Source organism: Agromyces sp. P2_B3 (assembly GCF_056404815.1).
In genome coordinates this window covers 411055-426627 of the sequence record NZ_JBFUDH010000002.1, presented here as the reverse complement: position 1 = coordinate 426627, position 15573 = coordinate 411055, and the positions used below count along the sequence as shown (strand labels likewise).

The window sequence follows — 15573 nt, the reverse complement described above, 5'->3', positions numbered from 1 at the left end:
GTTCCTGAAGCCTGCTGCGTACCGCCCTTGTGGGGCGGCCTTGCCCGCGAGTCTATCGAGGCCCCGGTGGCCCGCCGAAATCGGGTGACGGACCGCGTCGTGCCCGGCCGCGGGTCCGCCGCGGGCACGCATGGCCGATCAGCGGGCGGGGCAGGAGCCCGTCTGCGAGAGCGTGGCCTGGTCGAGGCGCAGGCCGTCGCCCTCGAGCGTGACCACCGCGCCGGTCGGGGCGACCGCGATCTGCTGCACCTCGACGCCCTCGGGAAGGTACTGGGCGACGCACACGGGCACCGGGTCGTCGCCGAGCAGCCGGTCGACGAGGCCCGACACGTCGAACGAGCCGCCGCCGCTGCCGAGCTCCACGCCGACCGGCTCGAGCAGCACCGTGTCGCCCGCCGCGGTGGGCCGCGCCGTGACCGTGTAGTCGATCGGGAAGCCGAGCAGGCTCATGGAACCGGTGTAGCCGACGGTGCCGTCGCCGAACGTCAGGTCGCCGTCGACGCCCTCGATGCCCTGCGAGGCCACGAGCTGGTTGACCGCCTCGGGCGACGCCTGGATGGTGGCGGTCAGCTGCCCGACCGGCGACGCGAGGTCGACGGGAACGTCTTGGGCGACCACGTCGACGCTGACCGGCACGCCCTGCACGGCGAGCGCGGGGGCCGAGAGCTCCACCTGCTCCATGCTGCCCGAGAGGTACTGCGCGAGCACCGAGAAGCCGCCGATCGTGACGTCGACGTCGCCGCTCACCTCGTCGGGCAGGTTCGCCTGGATCTCCTGGGCGACGCGGGCCTCGGCGACGTTGCGGATGACGATGTCCGCGACCACGACGAGCGCGACGAGGGCGACCACGATCGCGACCACGGTGATCCAGACGCGGGCGGCGCGCGAGAGCCGGCGGCGCCGGGGCGCGGCATCGGCGTCGGCGTCGGCGTCGGCCTCAGCGACTGCGGGATCCGCGGCCGGCGCGGGTGCAGCGGCCGGGGCGGGCGCGGCCGGCGTGGCGGTCGCGGGCGCGATCACCTCGGTCGCCTGCTCGTCGGCGGGGATCACGGCCGTGGCCCCCTGGTCGTCGGCTGCGGCATCCGTCGGCTGCGACTCGTCGTCGCGGCCCGGCCCGGCGCTCACATCCGCTCCGGAGCGGAGACGCCGAGCAGGTCGAGGCCGTTGCGGATGACCTGGCCCGTCGCGTCGTTCAGCCAGAGCCTCGTGCGATGGAGGTCGCCGATCGGTTCGTCGCCGAGGGGCAGCACCCGGCAGTTGTCGTACCAGCGGTGGTAGAGCCCGGCGAGCTCCTCGATGTAGCGCGCGACCCGGTGCGGCTCGCGCAGCTCTGCGGCCTGCACCACGATGCGCGGGAACTCCTGCAGGGCGCCGAGCAGCGCCGACTCCGTCTCGTGCCCGAGCAGCTCGGGCGCGAACGACGAGCGGTCGAGGCCGACGGATGCCGCGTTGCGGTCGACCGCGGCCGTGCGCGCGTGGGCGTACTGCACGTAGAAGACGGGATTGTCGTTCGTGCGACGGGTGAGGATCTCGGGGTCGATGGTGAGCGGCGAGTCGGCGGGGTAGCGCGCGAGGGTGTAGCGCAGCGCATCGGTGCCGAGCCAGGCCTGCAGGTCGTCGAGCTCGATGATGTTGCCGGCGCGCTTGGAGAGCTTGGCGCCGTTGATGCTCACGAGCTGGCCGATGAGCACCTCGATGTCGCGCTCGGGGTCGTCGCCCGCCGCTCCGGCGAGCGCGCGGAGCCGGTGCACGTAGCCGTGGTGGTCGGCGCCGAGGAGGTAGATCTTGTGCGCGAAGCCGCGGTCGCCCTTGTCGAGGTAGTAGGCCGCGTCGGCCGCGAAGTACGTGTAGGCGCCGTTGCTGCGGCGGATCACCCGGTCCTTGTCGTCGCCGAAGTCGGTCGTGCGCACCCACACCGCGTCGTCCTCGTCGAAGACGTGGCCCTGCGCGCGCAGGCGCTCGACGGCGGTGTCGACGTCGGACAGGCCGTCGTCGCCCTTCACCTGCAGCCGGCGCTCGCTCGTCCAGACGTCGAAGTGCACGTTGAACCGGTCGAGCGACGCGCGGATCTCGTCGAGCTGGAGCTCGTAGGCGATCTCGGTGGCGGTGTGCAGCGCGACGGCCTCGTCGAGTTCGAGGAGGTTCGGCTCGCGCTCGAGCACCCGGGCAGCGAGGTCGGCGATGTAGCTTCCCGGGTAGCCGCCCTCGGGGGTGGGCTCGCCCTTCGCGGCCGCCAGCACGGACAGGCCGAAGTTGTCCATCTGCGTGCCGGCGTCGTTGATGTAGTACTCGTTGGCGACCTCGGCACCCGCGGCACGGAGCACCCGGCCGATCGAGTCGCCGAGCGCGGCCCAGCGGGTGTGGCCGATGTGGAGGGGGCCGGTCGGGTTCGCCGAGACGAACTCGAGGTTGATGCGCGCGCCGCCGGCGAGCGAGTCGCCGTGCCCGTAGGCCGGCCCCGCGTCGACGATGGCCTTCGCGAGCGCACCCGCCGCCGCGGCATCCAGCCGGATGTTGATGAACCCCGGCCCGGCCACCTCGGCGCTCGCCACGCCGTCGATGCCGCCCAGGTCTGCGGCGAGCTCGGTGGCGATCTCGCGCGGGTTGGACCCGAGGGGCTTCGCCACCCGCATCGCGATGCTCGAGGCCCAGTCGCCGTGCTCGCGCAGCTTGGGCCGTTCGAGGGTGACCTGGGACGGCACGAGCTCCAGCTCGACCTCGGATCCGGCCTCCCGACGTCGCGCGACGAGGCCGTTCACCAGGTCGAACAGGGCACGCGAAAGATCGTCAGGAGTCACCCGCAAATCCTACCGGTCGTGGTTGGTAGGGTTCGTCACATGCCGCGCTCGCTTTCGCCCTTCCGAATCCGTTCCTCCGGCCTCGCACTGCTCGCCGCGGCATCCGTCGCGTTGCTCGCCGGCTGCACCCCCGGGCCCGCCGAACCCAGCGGGTCCGAGGCGCCGACCGGCACGGCCACGGCGTCCGCGAGCCCGACCGCCGCGCCCGAGCCGACCGAGACGGCCGAGCCCGCGATCCCGTTCGCGATCGACTGCGACGCGCTCGTCACCGCCGACCAGCTCTACGCGTTCAACCCGAACTTCGGCACCGACCCCGGCTACGAGCCGTCGGCGGCCAACGTCGTCGCCGTCGTCGAGGAGGACGAGGGCACGGCCTGCGGCTACCTCAACCAGACGAGCGGCGAGGTCATCGAGATCGCCGTCGCCACGCCGACCACCACCGCGGGCGAGGCCCGCCGCAACGCGGCCGCGACGACGAGCAAGCCCGTGCCCACCTACGGCACGCCCCCCGACGTCGAGGGGTACTTCCTGCAGGCGGGCGGCACCGGCGAGGCGCAGGTGTTCCACGGCCCCTACTGGATCGTGGTCGACTCCGCCGCGATCTTCGAGCCGGGCGACGCCCAGCAGCTCGTGACCGCCGTGCTCGGCAACCTGCCGGCGGCCTGACGGGCAGCACCGTGACGGCCAACTCCGCGACCGGCACGCCCTCCTGGCTGGGGGCCGTGAACGACCGCGCGGGCCTCGCCGTCCTCCTCGACCACGGCCCGCTCACCCGCAACCGCATCTGCGAGCTCGTCGGCGTCTCGAAGCCGACGGCGTCGCAGATGATGTCGCGCCTGCTCGCGGCCGGCTGCATCGAGGAACGCGGGACCACGTCCGGCTCGGCCGGCCGCAGTGCGGTGGTCTACGCGGCCCGCACCGACCGGCCGCTCGGAGTCGCCCTCGACCTCGACGCGTTCGAGCTCCGGGCGAGCGTCGTCGACGCGACCGGCGCCGACCGCCCGATCATCCGCATCGAGCTCCCGCGTGATCCCACGGAGCGATCCGCCGTCGAGGAGGTGTCGCGGGCGATCGCCGAGGCGAGCGCTGCGGCCGGCACGGATCCCGCCGTGGTGCACTCCATCTGCGTGGGCATCCCGGGGTACGTCGACCCCGGGCCCACGGGCGAGCTGTTCAGCGAGACCCTGCCCGGCTGGCCGGTGCGCGGACTGAAGTCGATCCTCGAGGAGGAGCTCGCGCGCTCGGTGTACGTGGAGAACGACGTGAACCTCGCGGCCGTCTCGGAGCGCGAGCACGGCGCCGGCGCGGACAGTGACGTGTTCGCCCTCCTTTGGCTCGGCAACGGCGTCGGCGCCTCGTTCGACGTCGCGGGCGACCTGCACCGCGGCAGCTTCGGCGGCGCGGGCGAGATCGGCTTCCTCCCGGTGCCCGTCGACGCGCACGCCCTCGACCCGAGCGCCCGCACCTCGCAGGACCTCGTGGGCGGGCGCGCGGTGGCGCTCCTCGCGCGTCATCACGGCCTCGACGTGCACGGCTACCATGCGGCTCGGGCCGCACTCGCGGCGCCCGAGGCCGAGGCGGCACGTCGGGCGGTGTTCCACGACCTCGCCGAGCGCGTGGCCTGGGTGGCCCTGCCCCTGCTCGCCACGCTCGATCCCGGCCGGCTCGTGCTCGCCGGGCCGACCGCGGGCCTCGGCGGCGACGCGTTCGCCGACGAGGTCGGCCGTGCGATCCGGCGCATCAGCCGGTGGTACCCCGACGTGGTCGCGACCCGGGTGCCCGGCGACGCCGTGCTCCGGGGCGCCCGCATCGTGCTCGCAGGGCGCGTGCGCGAGGAGCTCCTCGACACCGTCGCGAGCGTCAGCCTCGCCTGACCCTTGGTGTCGGAGCGACGCCCCCGGCAGTGATAGTGTCTTCTGCTGTGCGCCTCCGTAGCTCAGGGGATAGAGCGCCGGTTTCCGGTACCGTAGGTCGGGGGTTCGAATCCCTCCGGGGGCACTCACACATGGCGGGCCGATGCGCGGGTATGCGCTCGGCCCGCAGTGCTGTCCAGCGCCCGACGGCGTGGACGCGGCATCCGCACCGACCATAGACTCGATGGGGTCCGCTCGGTCGGGGAAGGCACTGGTGCATGGCGTCGTCACGTCGGAAGTCCACGGTTCTCGGAATCCTCATCGGAGCGGTGCTCGCGCTCGGCGCCCCGGTGGCCGCCTGGGCTGAGGATCCGGTCGAGTTCGGCGCGAGCCCCGTCGTCGACACGGTCGGTGCCCTGGGCGCGCGGCTCGACGAGGTCGAGGCGGCGATCGACGCCAACGCGGACGCGAGCGGGCGGCAGCTCTTCGTCGCCTACGTGAGCGAGTTCACGAATCCCGAGGCCGCCGACGCGTGGGCCAACGACACCGCGATCGCGAACAACATGGGTGCCGAGGACTACCTGCTCGCCGTCGCGGTCGACGGGCGCACCTACTACCTCTCGGCCGACTCGGAGGCCTCCCTGTCCGACGCCGACCTGCAGCGCATCAGCCAGGACGTCATCGAGCCCGAGCTGCGCGACGGCGACTGGGCCGGCGCGGCGATCGCGGCAGCCGACGCACTCGGCGGCGGCAGCGGCGGTGGCGGCTCCAGCGGGTGGGGCTGGGTCTGGTTCATCGTCATCGTGGCGATCGTCGTGGGCGTCATCGCCATCGTGCTCTCCCGTCGCCGACGCCGGCAGGGCACCGAGGGCGCGACCGGAGCCGAGCCCGCAGGGCCTCCCCCGCCGTCCATCGAGGAACTCCGCCGGCAGGCCGGCAGCGCGCTCGTGCAGGCCGACGACGCCGTGAAGACGAGCGAGGAGGAGCTCGGCTTCGCGGTCGCCTCCTACGGCGAAGAGGCCACCGCCCCCTTCCGCACCGCCCTCGACGGCGCGAAGGCCAAGCTGGCCGAGGCGTTCGCGCTGCAGCAGCAGCTCGACGACGTCGATCCCGACACCGACGCGGAACGCCGCGCCTGGTACGGCGGCATCACCCGCCTGGCCGGCGAGGCCGACGCGCTGCTCGACGAGCAGGCCGAGCGGTTCGACGCCCTCCGCGCGCTCGAACGCAACGCGCCGGCCGAGCTCCAGCGCGTGCGCGGTGAAGCGGATGCCGCGGCGGCCCGCGTCGGCCCGGCCGGCGAACGTCTCGCCGCCCTCGCAGCCCAGTACGCGGCATCCGCCCTCGCGCCCGTCGCCGACAACCAGTCCCAGGCGCAGGCCCGGCTGGCCTTCGCCGAGCAGGAGCTCTCGGAGGCGGCCGCCGCCGTCGCAGCCGGACGATCGGGCGACGCGGCCGTCGGCATCCGCGCCGCCGAGGAGTCCGTCGACCAGGCGAGCCTCCTCGTCGACGCCGTCGACCGCCTCGCCGCCGACCTGTCGACGGCCGACCGGGCCGTCGAGGCGGGCGTCGCCGACCTCGAGCGCGACGTGCAGACCGGGCGCGGACTCGGCGACCCGGCCATCGCATCGCTCGCCGACCGCGTGGCGTCGGACGCCGCGGCCATCCGCGCCGGGATGACGGGGCCGGGCCGCGACCCGCTCGCGGCGAACGCACGGATCCAGCAGGTCAACGCCGAGATCGACGCCGCGATCGCCGGCGCCCGCGACCAGGCCGTGCGGCTCGAGCGCGCGCAGGCCCAGCTCGGGCGCTCGCTGGCCACCGCCCGCGCCCAGGTGCAGGCGGCCGAGGACTACCTCGTCGCCCGACGCGGCGCGGTGGGCGCCGAAGCGCGGACCCGCCTCGCCGAGGCCGGGCGCCTGCTCGTCGAAGCCGAGGGACTGGCATCCGTGGATCCGGCTGCGGCGCTCAGCACCGCCCAGCGGGCCGAGTCCCTCGCCGGCACGGCCATGTCGCTCGCCCAGCAGGACGTGGGCGGGTTCGACACCGCCTACGGCGGAGGCGGCGGGTTCGGCGGCGGCTACGGCGGCATGCCCCAGGGCGGCGGACGGGGCGGCGACGTGTTCGGGGCCGTGCTCGGCGGCATCCTCATCAACTCGATGCTCGGCGGCGGCGGCGGAGGCGGCGGCGGCATCTTCGGCGGCGGCGGAGGCGGTCGGAGCAGCGGCGGCTTCGGCGGAGGCTTCGGCGGAGGCGGCCGGCGGTCGCCCGGGAGCTTCGGAGGCTCGGGCACGCGGTCGCGTCGCGGGGGCGGAGGCCGATTCTGAGCTCCACGATGCAGCCGCCGGCCTGAGCCACACCCGGCAGGGCCCGACGATCACCACGACGGACCACGATCACCACCACCCGACCACGACGACTCACCACCACAGACCACGACCGACCACGACCGACCATCACCGAAAGGAACCACCATGGCTAAGCAGTCCATCTTCGGCCGCATCTCGCAGCTCATGCGGGCGAACATCAACTCGCTCATCGACGAGGCAGAGGACCCGCAGAAGATGCTCGACCAGATGGTGCGCGACTACACCAACAGCATCGCCGACGCCGAGGCCGCGATCGCCGAGACCATCGGCAACCTGCGCCTCCTCGAGGACGACCACCGCGAGGACGTCGAGGCGTCCCGCGAGTGGGGCGAGAAGGCGCTCGCTGCCAGCCGCAAGGGCGACGAGCTTCGTTCGGCCGGCGACGCGTCCGGCGGGGACAAGTTCGACAACCTCGCCAAGGTCGCCCTGAGCCGCCAGATCTCCGCCGAGAACGAGGCGCGCGCCGCCGAGCCCCAGATCGCGGCGCAGACCGAGGTTGTCGACAAGCTCAAGTCGGGGCTCAACGGCATGAAGGAGAAGCTGGTCCAGCTCCAGAACAAGCGGTCCGAGCTGATCGCGCGGGCGAAGACCGCCCAGGCGCAGCGGCAGGTGAACGACGCCGTCAAGTCCATCGACATCCTCGACCCGACCAGCGAGATCGGCCGGTTCGAGGACAAGATCCGCCGCGAGGAGGCCGTCGTGCGCGGACAGAGCGAGCTCGCCGCATCCAGCCTCGACGCGCAGTTCAACGAGCTCGACGACCTCGGCGAGCTCACCGAGGTCGACGCACGGCTCGCCGCGCTGAAGGCCGGAGGATCGTCGCAGGGCGCCATCTCGGGCTGAGCACGAGCACACGGATGCCGCGGGCGCACGGGTGCCCGCGGCATCCGTGTCTCGCCGCCGCAACTCGCGACGACCCGGGCCCGTAGACGCGAAGCGCGATCCCAGCGTGACGCGGTAACGTTCGGGCATGACGCCGGATGAGGCGGCCGAGGTGCTGGGTGTCGCACCCGATGCGGACGAGCCCGAGATCGACCACGCCTACCGGCGCCTCGCCCGCGAGCTCCATCCCGACCGGGCCATCGGCGCAGCGCCCTCGACGGTGCAGGCGTCGAGCGAGCGCTTCGTCGATGCGACCCTGGCCAAGGAGGTGCTGCTGCGCTCCGCCGCGAGCCGCGCGGGCGGCGGCGGACGACCCGGCGCCGACGACCCGTCGGGCGACGACGGTCCGGGGTATCCGAGGACCGGTACGCGGGTGCGGATCGTCGACGAGCACGTCGTGGACGTCGTGGCTTCGGTGCGTCCCGTGCCGGCCAGCTGGGGGCTGTTCGCCACGTGGACGCTGCTCCTCGTCATCGGCGCGGTGCTCGCCCTGTCCGGCCTCCCGGTGTGGCAGCCGGTCGACCTGTGGCTGCGCGTCGTGCTGCTCGCGGCATCCGCCATCGCGACGGGCCTCACCGGGCGACGGTGGCTCTGGAACACGACGCTGGTCCTCATCGCCGTCAACGGCGTGGCCGTGGTGCTCGCCACGACGGTGGGCGGCCTGCTCGGGCTCGGATTCATGATGGTGGCGAGCTTCGGGCTCGCCGTGCAGGCCCGCCTGGTGCGCTTCCCCGACCAGTGACGACGTCGGGCGCCCGCGCGATACTGTGAGGCATGCCCGCAACCTTCGTCGTCGTTCCCCAGTGGCAGGGCTCCGTGTCGTCGCGCGCGATGAGCCATGCCGACGGTGCCGCCGCGATCCTCGGCGATCTGCCTGCCTCCGCGACCGTCCTCGTCGAGGTCCCGGTGGAGGCCGGCGACGAGCTCGGCTCGGGGGTGCGCCGCTACAGCGCCCTGCTCCGGGTGCGCGAGCGCACCGAGGAGGCGCTCGCGCAGGTGCCCGACTGGGCGCTCACGATCGGCGGCGACTGCGGCGCGTCGCTCGCGGCGGTCGCGCACGCCTCACGCCGCAGCGGCGGCGACCTCGCCGTGCTCTGGCTCGACGCGCACCCCGACCTGAACACGCCCGAGTCGTCCCCGTCGGGCGGCTTCGGCGGGATGACCCTGCGGGCGATCGCCGGCGAGGGCGCCGACGGGCTCGCGCTCGACGCCGAGACGCGCATCCCGCCCGCCCGGCTCGTGCTCGGCGGCGTCCGCGCGATCGACGACGAGGAGGCCCGCTTCATCGACGAGCACGCCGTCAGCGTGCTCACCGTCGAGGACCTCCTCGACCCCACGGCGGTCGTCGCCGCGCTGGAGCAGACCGGGGCCGGTCAGGTGTTCGTGCACGTCGACCTCGACGTGCTCGACCCGTCGGCACTGGCCGGCCTGTCGTACCCGATGCCCTTCGGCGTCGACACGACCGCCCTCGTCGCGCTCCTGCGAGCGGTCGCCGCGCGGTTCCCGCTCGCGGGGGCGGCGATCGCCGGGTTCGCGCCGCGCTCGGCCGAGGCCGCCGAAGACGACCTGCCCACGATCCTGCGCATCGTGGCGGCGCTCACGTCGGCCGGCGGCACGCGGACGGCGACCGACGCGTGACGCGGGTCCCCCCGCCTGCCTAGGCTGGCCATGGCTGCCCGGCCGCGATCGGGCCCGGAGGGAGACGCATGGAGCGCGAGGTGGACGTCGTCGTGATCGGCGCCGGGCCGGTCGGTGAGAACGTGGCCGACCGGGCCAGGGCCGGCGGACTCGAGGTGGTGCTCGTCGAGCACGAGCTCGTGGGCGGCGAGTGCTCGTACTGGGCCTGCGTGCCGTCGAAGACACTCCTTCGCAGTGCGGCCGTGCTCCGCGCCGCGCGGCGCGTGCCCGGAGCTGCGGAGGCGATCACGGGTGAACTCGACGTCGCCGCCGTGCTCCGCCGCCGTGACTACTGGGTCTCCGACTGGGACGACCACGGCGCGGCCGATTGGGTGGCGAGCGTGGGCATCCAGCTCGAACGCGGTCACGGTCGCATCGACGGGCCGCGCCGGGTCGTGGTGACGCACGCCGACGACGGCGAGACGACGCTCGTGGCCCGCCACGCCGTGGTGGTGTCGACCGGATCCGATCCGGTCGTACCGCCCATCGACGGGCTCGCCGCCGCGCGACCCTGGACGAGCCGCGACGCCACCAGCGTCAAAGAGCCACCCACCCGCCTCGCCGTCATCGGCGGCGGCGTGGTCGCCGTCGAGATGGCGACGGCGTTCGCCGGCTTCGGCACCCAGGTGACGGTGCTGGCCAGGAGCGGACTGCTCGGCGGCATGGAGCCCTTCGCAGGAGAGGCGGTGGCCGCCGGCCTGCGCGGCCTCGGCGCCACGGTGCGACTCGGCATCACGCCGACGCGGGTCGAGCGGAACGGCGACGACGAGGTGGTCCTGACCCTCGACGACGGCTCCACGGTGATCGCCGACGAGGTCCTGGTCGCGACCGGACGGCGACCCCGCACCGACGGAGCGGGCCTGGAGACCGTGGGCCTCGAGCCCGGAACCTGGCTCGACGTCGATGACACGATGGTCGTCCGCGGCGTCGAAGGCAACGGTGGCGACGGCCACGGCGCCGACGGCGACGGCGACGGCCGCGACTGGCTCTACGCCGTCGGCGACGTCAACCACCGTGCGCTGCTCACCCACCAGGGCAAGTACCAGGGCCGCGCCGCCGGCGACCTCATCGCGGCCAGGGCGCTCGGGCGACCGGTCGACGTGTCGCCGTGGGGCGTGCACGTGGCCACCGCCGACCACGCCGCGGTGCCGCAGGTGGTGTTCGCCGAGCCCGAGTGCGCGTCGGTCGGGCTGACCGAGGCGGATGCCGCGAAGGCGGGCCGTGCGATCCGGATCGCCGACGTGCCGATGCAGTCCGCGAGCGGCGCCGGCATCCTTGCCGACGGCTACGACGGCCGTGCCCGTCTCGTGATCGACGCCGAGCGCGACGTCGTCATCGGGGCCACGTTCGTCGGCCAGGACGTCGCCGAGCTGGTGCACGCGGCGACGATCGCCGTGGTGGGTGAAGTGCCCGTCGCGCGGCTCTGGCACGCGGTGCCGTCGTTCCCCACCATGAGCGAGGTGTGGCTGCGCCTGCTCGAGGACCTCGGCCGGCCCGAGGCGGCCGCATGAGCGAGCGGCGGGTGACGATCCGGCTGACCGACTCCGCCATCAGCCGCGCCGGCTACTGGTGGGCGACCCTGGTCGGATTCACCTGGGGGTTCCTCTGGAGCACGGGCCCGATCGAGCGACGCCAGGGGCTCTTCGTCTTCACGGGCATGCCGAAGTGGACCTTCGGACGCGGCGGCTCCTGCGTGGGCGGGTGCTACCTCACCGACCGGAACGCGGGCGAGGTGGTGCTCGGCCACGAGGCGGTGCACAAGCAGCAGTGGCTGACGCACGGGATGCTCTTCCCGCTGCTCTACCTCATCGCCGGGCGCGATCCGTTGCAGAACCGCTTCGAGATCGAGGCCGGACTCGAGGCCGGCGGATACCTGCCGCGTCGGCGGCCCCGCCGCTGAGACGCAGAACGGCCCGGATGCCGCGTGCTGCGGCATCCGGGCCGTTCAGGTCGGTCGTGGTCGGCGTGGCCGGCTCAGCCCGCCTGCGCGGCGGCCGAGAGCGACGCGACGAGCTGGTCGAGCCCGTAGGTGAGCGAGAGCGCCGTCGGCGGCGAGACGGCCGCGATGAGCTCGGTGCCGACGACCTGGGCGACCTGGCCGCGGGCGACCGCGGGGATGGCCCGGATGGGCGCCGACTGCAGGAACGCGTCGGCCTCGGCCTGGGTGTCGTGGTAGCTGAGGATCAGGTCGGAGTCGAGCTGGTCGAGCTGCTCGTAGCTCAGCGTGTAGAAGAACGGCGAGTCGCCGTTCGCCAGCTCGGCGACGGCGGGCGCGTCCTCGATGCCGAACGCGGAGAGGAACTCCACCCGCGAGTCCTCCTGCGTGTAGACGTAGAAGGTGCCGCCGACGTCCCAGACCGCGGCGATGGTCTTGCCGTCGAGCTCGGGGTGGGCCTCGGCCTGCGCGGCGAGCTGCGCGTCGAGGTCGTCGAGCACGGCCTGCGCCTCGTCGGCCTTGCCCAGCGCGGTGCCGACGATGGTCACCGTCTCGCGCCACGGGGTGGTCCACGGCTCGTCGGGGTACGCGACGGTCGGCGCGATCTCGCTGAGGAGGTCGTACTGCTCCTCGGTGATGCCCGAGTAGGGAGCGAGGATCACGTCGGGCGCGGCCTCGATGAGCTCCTCGTAGGGCGGCGCCTCGCCGTCGTCGGTGAGGATGACCGGGGTCTCGACGCCGAGCTCGTCGAGCTTGTCGGCGACCCACGGCAGCACGCCGTCGGCGTTCGCCCCGTACGACTGCTGCGCCATCGCGACGGGCACGACGCCGACCGCGAGCGCGGCTTCGGTGCTCCCCCAGCCCCAGGTCGCGACACGCTCGGGCGCGGCGGGGATCTCCGTCTCGCCGAAGGCGTGCTCGATCGTGATGGGGAACGTGCCGTCGGATGCCGCGGCCGGGCCGGACTCCTCGGGAGCGGCCGAGGAGCAGCCGGCGAGCGTGAGGGCGGCCGCTGCGGCGGCGGCGATGACGGCGATCGTGCGTCGGGCGTGCATGAAGTCCCTTTCGATGGGGTGGATTGAGGTTAGCCTAACCTAAACTTCAGGCCCGGTGAAACCGCCCGATCGGCACGATCATGGGCGAACCGGCCACCGGATCCTCGGCGATGACGCACTCGAGGCCGAAGGCCGAACCGACCGTCTCCGCGGTCATCACTGCGGCCGGTGCGCCCGCGGCAGCGATACGTCCCCCGTCGACCACGACGAGGTGGTCGGCGTAGCGCGCGGCGAGGTTGAGCTCGTGCAGCACCATCACCACGGTCGTGCCGTGCAGCCGGTTCGACTCGGTGAGCAGGTCGAGCAGCTCGAGCTGGTGGCTCACGTCGAGGAAGCTCGTCGGCTCGTCGAGCAGCACGATCCCGGCCCGCTGGGCGAGTGCCATCGCGATCCAGACGCGCTGCCGCTGGCCGCCCGAGAGCTCAGACACCGCCCGGTCGGCCAGGTCGGCCGTGCCGGTCGCCTCCAGCACCTCGGCGACGATGCGGTCGTCGTCGCTCGAACGCCCGCCGAACCAGCCGCGGTGCGGGTGCCGGCCCCTCGACACGAGCTCTCCGACGAGCACGCCGTCGGGCGCGACCGGCTGCTGCGGCAGCACCGCGACGCGGCGGGCGAACTCCTTGGGCGCATACGAGCGGATGTCGCGGCCGTCGAGCGTCACCCGTCCGGCCTCTGGGCGCATGAGGCGCGCGAGCCCCCGCAGCAACGTGGACTTGCCGCTCGCGTTGGGGCCCACGATCGCCGTGATGCGTCCGTCGGGGATCTCGAGGTCGAGGCCCTCGACGACCCGTCGGCCGTCGTAGGCGAGCGTGATCGATTCGGCTCGCAGCCCGTGCGATGCGGTCGCGGTCATCCGTCCGATCCCTTCCGGTTGCCCCTCGCGATCAGCCAGAGGAGGTATGGCGCGCCGATGAGACCCGTGACGATGCCCACGGGCACCGCGACGCCCGTGAACGCGTGCTGCGCCACGAGGTCGGCCACGAGCACGATGGCGGCGCCCACGAGGGCGGATGCCGCGAGCGCGGCCTGCCCGTTCCCCACGACCGTCCGCGCGATGGGCGCCGCCACGAGGGCGACGAACGCGATGGGTCCGGCGAGGGCCGTGGCCACGGCGACGAGCGCGACGCCCAGCACGATCGCCACGAGCCGCGCGCGCGTGGCGTCGAGCCCGAGCGAACGGGCGCTGTCGTCCGAGAGGGCGATGAGCGGCATCCGGGGCGAGAACAGCGCCGTGAGCACGAGGAGCACGACGAGCGCGCCCCCCGCGGTCGCGAGCTCGGGCCAGGCGATCGATCCGATGCCGCCGACCATCCAGACGAGCGCCTCCGACGCCTCGCGCACGTCGGCGCGCGTGATGAGCCAGCCGAGCAGGCCCGACACGATCGACGCGAGGCCGATGCCGACGAGCACGAAGCGGATGCCGGTGAGCCCGTCGCGCCAGGCCAGGCCCCACATCAGCGCGGCGACGACGAGCGCGCCCGCAAAGGCGGCGATCGAAACGGCAGGCCCGTCGAGCCCCAGGAGCAGCATCGAGCCGACCGCTGCGAGGCTGGCGCCGCCGGTGACGCCGAGGATGTCGGGGCTCGCGAGCGGGTTGCGGAGCGTCGTCTGGAAGAGCGCGCCGCCAAGGCCGAGGGCCGTGCCGGCGATGATCGCCGCCAGGACGCGCGGCAGCCGGAGCCGGAGGATCACGAACTCCGCCTTCGGCGACCCCTGGCCGACCAGCGCAGCGACCACGTCACCCAGGCCGAGCCCGGCCGCGCCGAGGAGCAGCGACGCGGTCGCGGCGGCGAGCGCGGCGAGCGAGGTCGCGACGAGGACGCCGGTGAGCCGGCGGCGACGCCGGGTGCGCGCGGCGCCGACGCGCTGCGCGATGGCCTCGATCGCCCCGCCGACGGGTGCGGGCGCCGTGACCGGTGCCGCGCTCACAGCGTGGCCCCCCTGCCGCGACGCACGAGGGCGATGAGCACCGGTGCCCCGACGATCGCGGCCACGATGCCAGCCTCGAGCTCGGCGGGGGCCACGACGACACGGCCGATCACGTCGGCGGCGAGGAGCACCATCGCGCCGAGCACGCCGGCGAGCGGGGTGAGCCAGCGGTAGTCGCCGCCGACGAGGCCGCGAGCCGCGTGCGCGACGGCGAGGCCGAGCAGGGCGATGGGGCCCGCGAGCGAGGTCGCCGTGCCGGCGAGCACGATGACCGCGACCGCGGTGACGACCCGCGTCGTCGCGAGCCGCACGCCCAGGCCGCGCGCCACGTCGTCGCCGAGGGCGAGCAGGTTGAGGCGCCCGGCGAGCCAGCCGGCCAGCACGAGTCCCACGACCAGGAACGGCCAGAGCACGACGACCGTGTCGATGCCGCGTCCCGCGAGGGAGCCGACCGACCAGAACCGGTACTGCGACAGCGTGCCCTCGTCGCTGATGAGCAGGAGCGTGATGAGCGGGGTCGCCGCCGCCGTCAGCGCGGCCCCCGTGAGGGCGAGCTTGGCCGGGCTCGCGCCCGCTCCCCCGCTGGATCCGATCGCGTAGACGATGGCCGCGGCGACGGCCGCCCCGCCGAAGGCGAACCAGATGAAGCCGAACGGCGACGCGATGCCGAGGAACGCGATGGCGACGACCACCGCCAGGGACGCGCCCGCGTTGATGCCGAGCAGGCCCGGGTCGGCGAGCGGGTTGCGCGTCGAGCCCTGCAGGAGTGCCGCGACGACGCCGAGAGCGGCTCCCGCCATGATGCCGATGACGGCGCGCGGCAGCCGGAGGTCGCGCACGACCACGTGGTCGGCGTCACCGGGAACCGGGGACGTGAACGCCTGCACGACCACGTCGAACGGGATCTGCCGCGCTCCGATGGCGAGGCTCGCGATCGCGACGACGGCGAGCAGACCGACGGCGATGCCGAGCGTCGCGCCCGGCGGAAGGCGGCGCCGACGGCCGCGTGCCGGTTGCCCGGGCGTGCCCGTCGTCGGCGCGAGCGTCCCGGCACGCGGCATCCGTTCGCTCACC

Annotated in this window: 14 protein-coding genes and 1 tRNA gene; 9 read left to right on the top strand and 6 right to left on the bottom strand. The window is 74.0% G+C overall.

Going from position 1 to position 15573, the window contains the following annotated elements; translation table 11 throughout:
- Window positions 1-138 precede the first annotated feature (138 nt).
- Together AC1DZA_RS04815 and AC1DZA_RS04810 are read right to left on the bottom strand one after the other, a co-directional pair.
- Entirely contained in the window at window positions 139-1125 is a 987-nt protein-coding gene (locus AC1DZA_RS04815; protein ID WP_476771915.1) for an LmeA family phospholipid-binding protein, read from the bottom strand.
- The gene (locus AC1DZA_RS04810; protein ID WP_476771914.1) at window positions 1122-2798 is read right to left on the bottom strand and encodes an arginine--tRNA ligase; all 1677 of its coding nucleotides are present in this window, start codon (window positions 2796-2798) and stop codon (window positions 1122-1124) included. The genes AC1DZA_RS04815 and AC1DZA_RS04810 overlap by 4 nt, the downstream gene beginning before the upstream one ends.
- Window positions 2799-2837: 39 nt before the next feature.
- Between AC1DZA_RS04810 and AC1DZA_RS04805 the strand changes: the two genes are divergently transcribed.
- From AC1DZA_RS04805 to AC1DZA_RS04765, 9 genes are all read left to right on the top strand, one after another.
- Complete coding sequence (locus AC1DZA_RS04805; RefSeq protein ID WP_476762284.1) at window positions 2838-3464, top strand: iron ABC transporter ATP-binding protein; 627 nt, start codon at window positions 2838-2840, stop codon at window positions 3462-3464.
- An 11-nt stretch (window positions 3465-3475) separates the two neighbouring features.
- Entirely contained in the window at window positions 3476-4672 is a 1197-nt protein-coding gene (locus tag AC1DZA_RS04800) for an ROK family transcriptional regulator (RefSeq protein WP_476771913.1), read from the top strand.
- A 51-nt stretch (window positions 4673-4723) separates the two neighbouring features.
- Window positions 4724-4796: transfer RNA gene (locus AC1DZA_RS04795), tRNA-Arg, on the top strand.
- Window positions 4797-4929: 133 nt separating this feature from the next.
- On the top strand, window positions 4930-6978 hold the full coding sequence (locus tag AC1DZA_RS04790; RefSeq protein WP_476771912.1) for a TPM domain-containing protein: 2049 nt from the start codon (window positions 4930-4932) through the stop codon (window positions 6976-6978).
- 147 nt (window positions 6979-7125) lie between these two features.
- Entirely contained in the window at window positions 7126-7863 is a 738-nt protein-coding gene (locus AC1DZA_RS04785; RefSeq protein ID WP_476763707.1) for a PspA/IM30 family protein, read from the top strand.
- Window positions 7864-7990: 127 nt separating this feature from the next.
- On the top strand, window positions 7991-8644 hold the full coding sequence (locus AC1DZA_RS04780; protein WP_476771911.1) for a J domain-containing protein: 654 nt from the start codon (window positions 7991-7993) through the stop codon (window positions 8642-8644).
- A gap of 32 nt (window positions 8645-8676) precedes the next feature.
- Entirely contained in the window at window positions 8677-9540 is an 864-nt protein-coding gene (locus tag AC1DZA_RS04775; protein ID WP_476771910.1) for an arginase family protein, read from the top strand.
- Between the two features lie 68 nt (window positions 9541-9608).
- Window positions 9609-11090 carry a dihydrolipoyl dehydrogenase family protein gene (locus AC1DZA_RS04770; protein ID WP_476771909.1) on the top strand — a complete coding sequence of 494 codons (1482 nt, stop codon included), beginning with the start codon at window positions 9609-9611 and terminating at the stop codon, window positions 11088-11090.
- On the top strand, window positions 11087-11479 hold the full coding sequence (locus tag AC1DZA_RS04765) for a Fe-S oxidoreductase (protein WP_476771908.1): 393 nt from the start codon (window positions 11087-11089) through the stop codon (window positions 11477-11479). Before AC1DZA_RS04770 ends, AC1DZA_RS04765 begins: the two co-directional genes overlap by 4 nt.
- Window positions 11480-11553: 74 nt before the next feature.
- Here AC1DZA_RS04765 and AC1DZA_RS04760 read toward each other — a convergent pair whose 3' ends face one another.
- Genes AC1DZA_RS04760 through AC1DZA_RS04745 form a run of 4 tightly spaced genes read right to left on the bottom strand, consistent with a single transcriptional unit; the run spans window position 11554 to window position 15572 of the window.
- Window positions 11554-12570, bottom strand: coding sequence for an iron-siderophore ABC transporter substrate-binding protein (locus AC1DZA_RS04760; RefSeq protein WP_476771907.1), 1017 nt, complete (start codon window positions 12568-12570; stop codon window positions 11554-11556).
- 46 nt (window positions 12571-12616) lie between these two features.
- Window positions 12617-13423: an ABC transporter ATP-binding protein gene (locus tag AC1DZA_RS04755; RefSeq protein ID WP_476771906.1), complete on the bottom strand. Its 807-nt coding sequence runs from the start codon at window positions 13421-13423 to the stop codon at window positions 12617-12619.
- Entirely contained in the window at window positions 13420-14499 is a 1080-nt protein-coding gene (locus AC1DZA_RS04750; RefSeq protein WP_476771905.1) for a FecCD family ABC transporter permease, read from the bottom strand. The genes AC1DZA_RS04755 and AC1DZA_RS04750 overlap by 4 nt, the downstream gene beginning before the upstream one ends.
- A complete protein-coding gene (locus AC1DZA_RS04745; protein ID WP_476771904.1) occupies window positions 14496-15572 on the bottom strand; it encodes a FecCD family ABC transporter permease in 1077 nt (358 codons plus the stop codon). Before AC1DZA_RS04745 ends, AC1DZA_RS04750 begins: the two co-directional genes overlap by 4 nt.
- Between the last annotated feature and the right edge of the window lies 1 nt (window position 15573).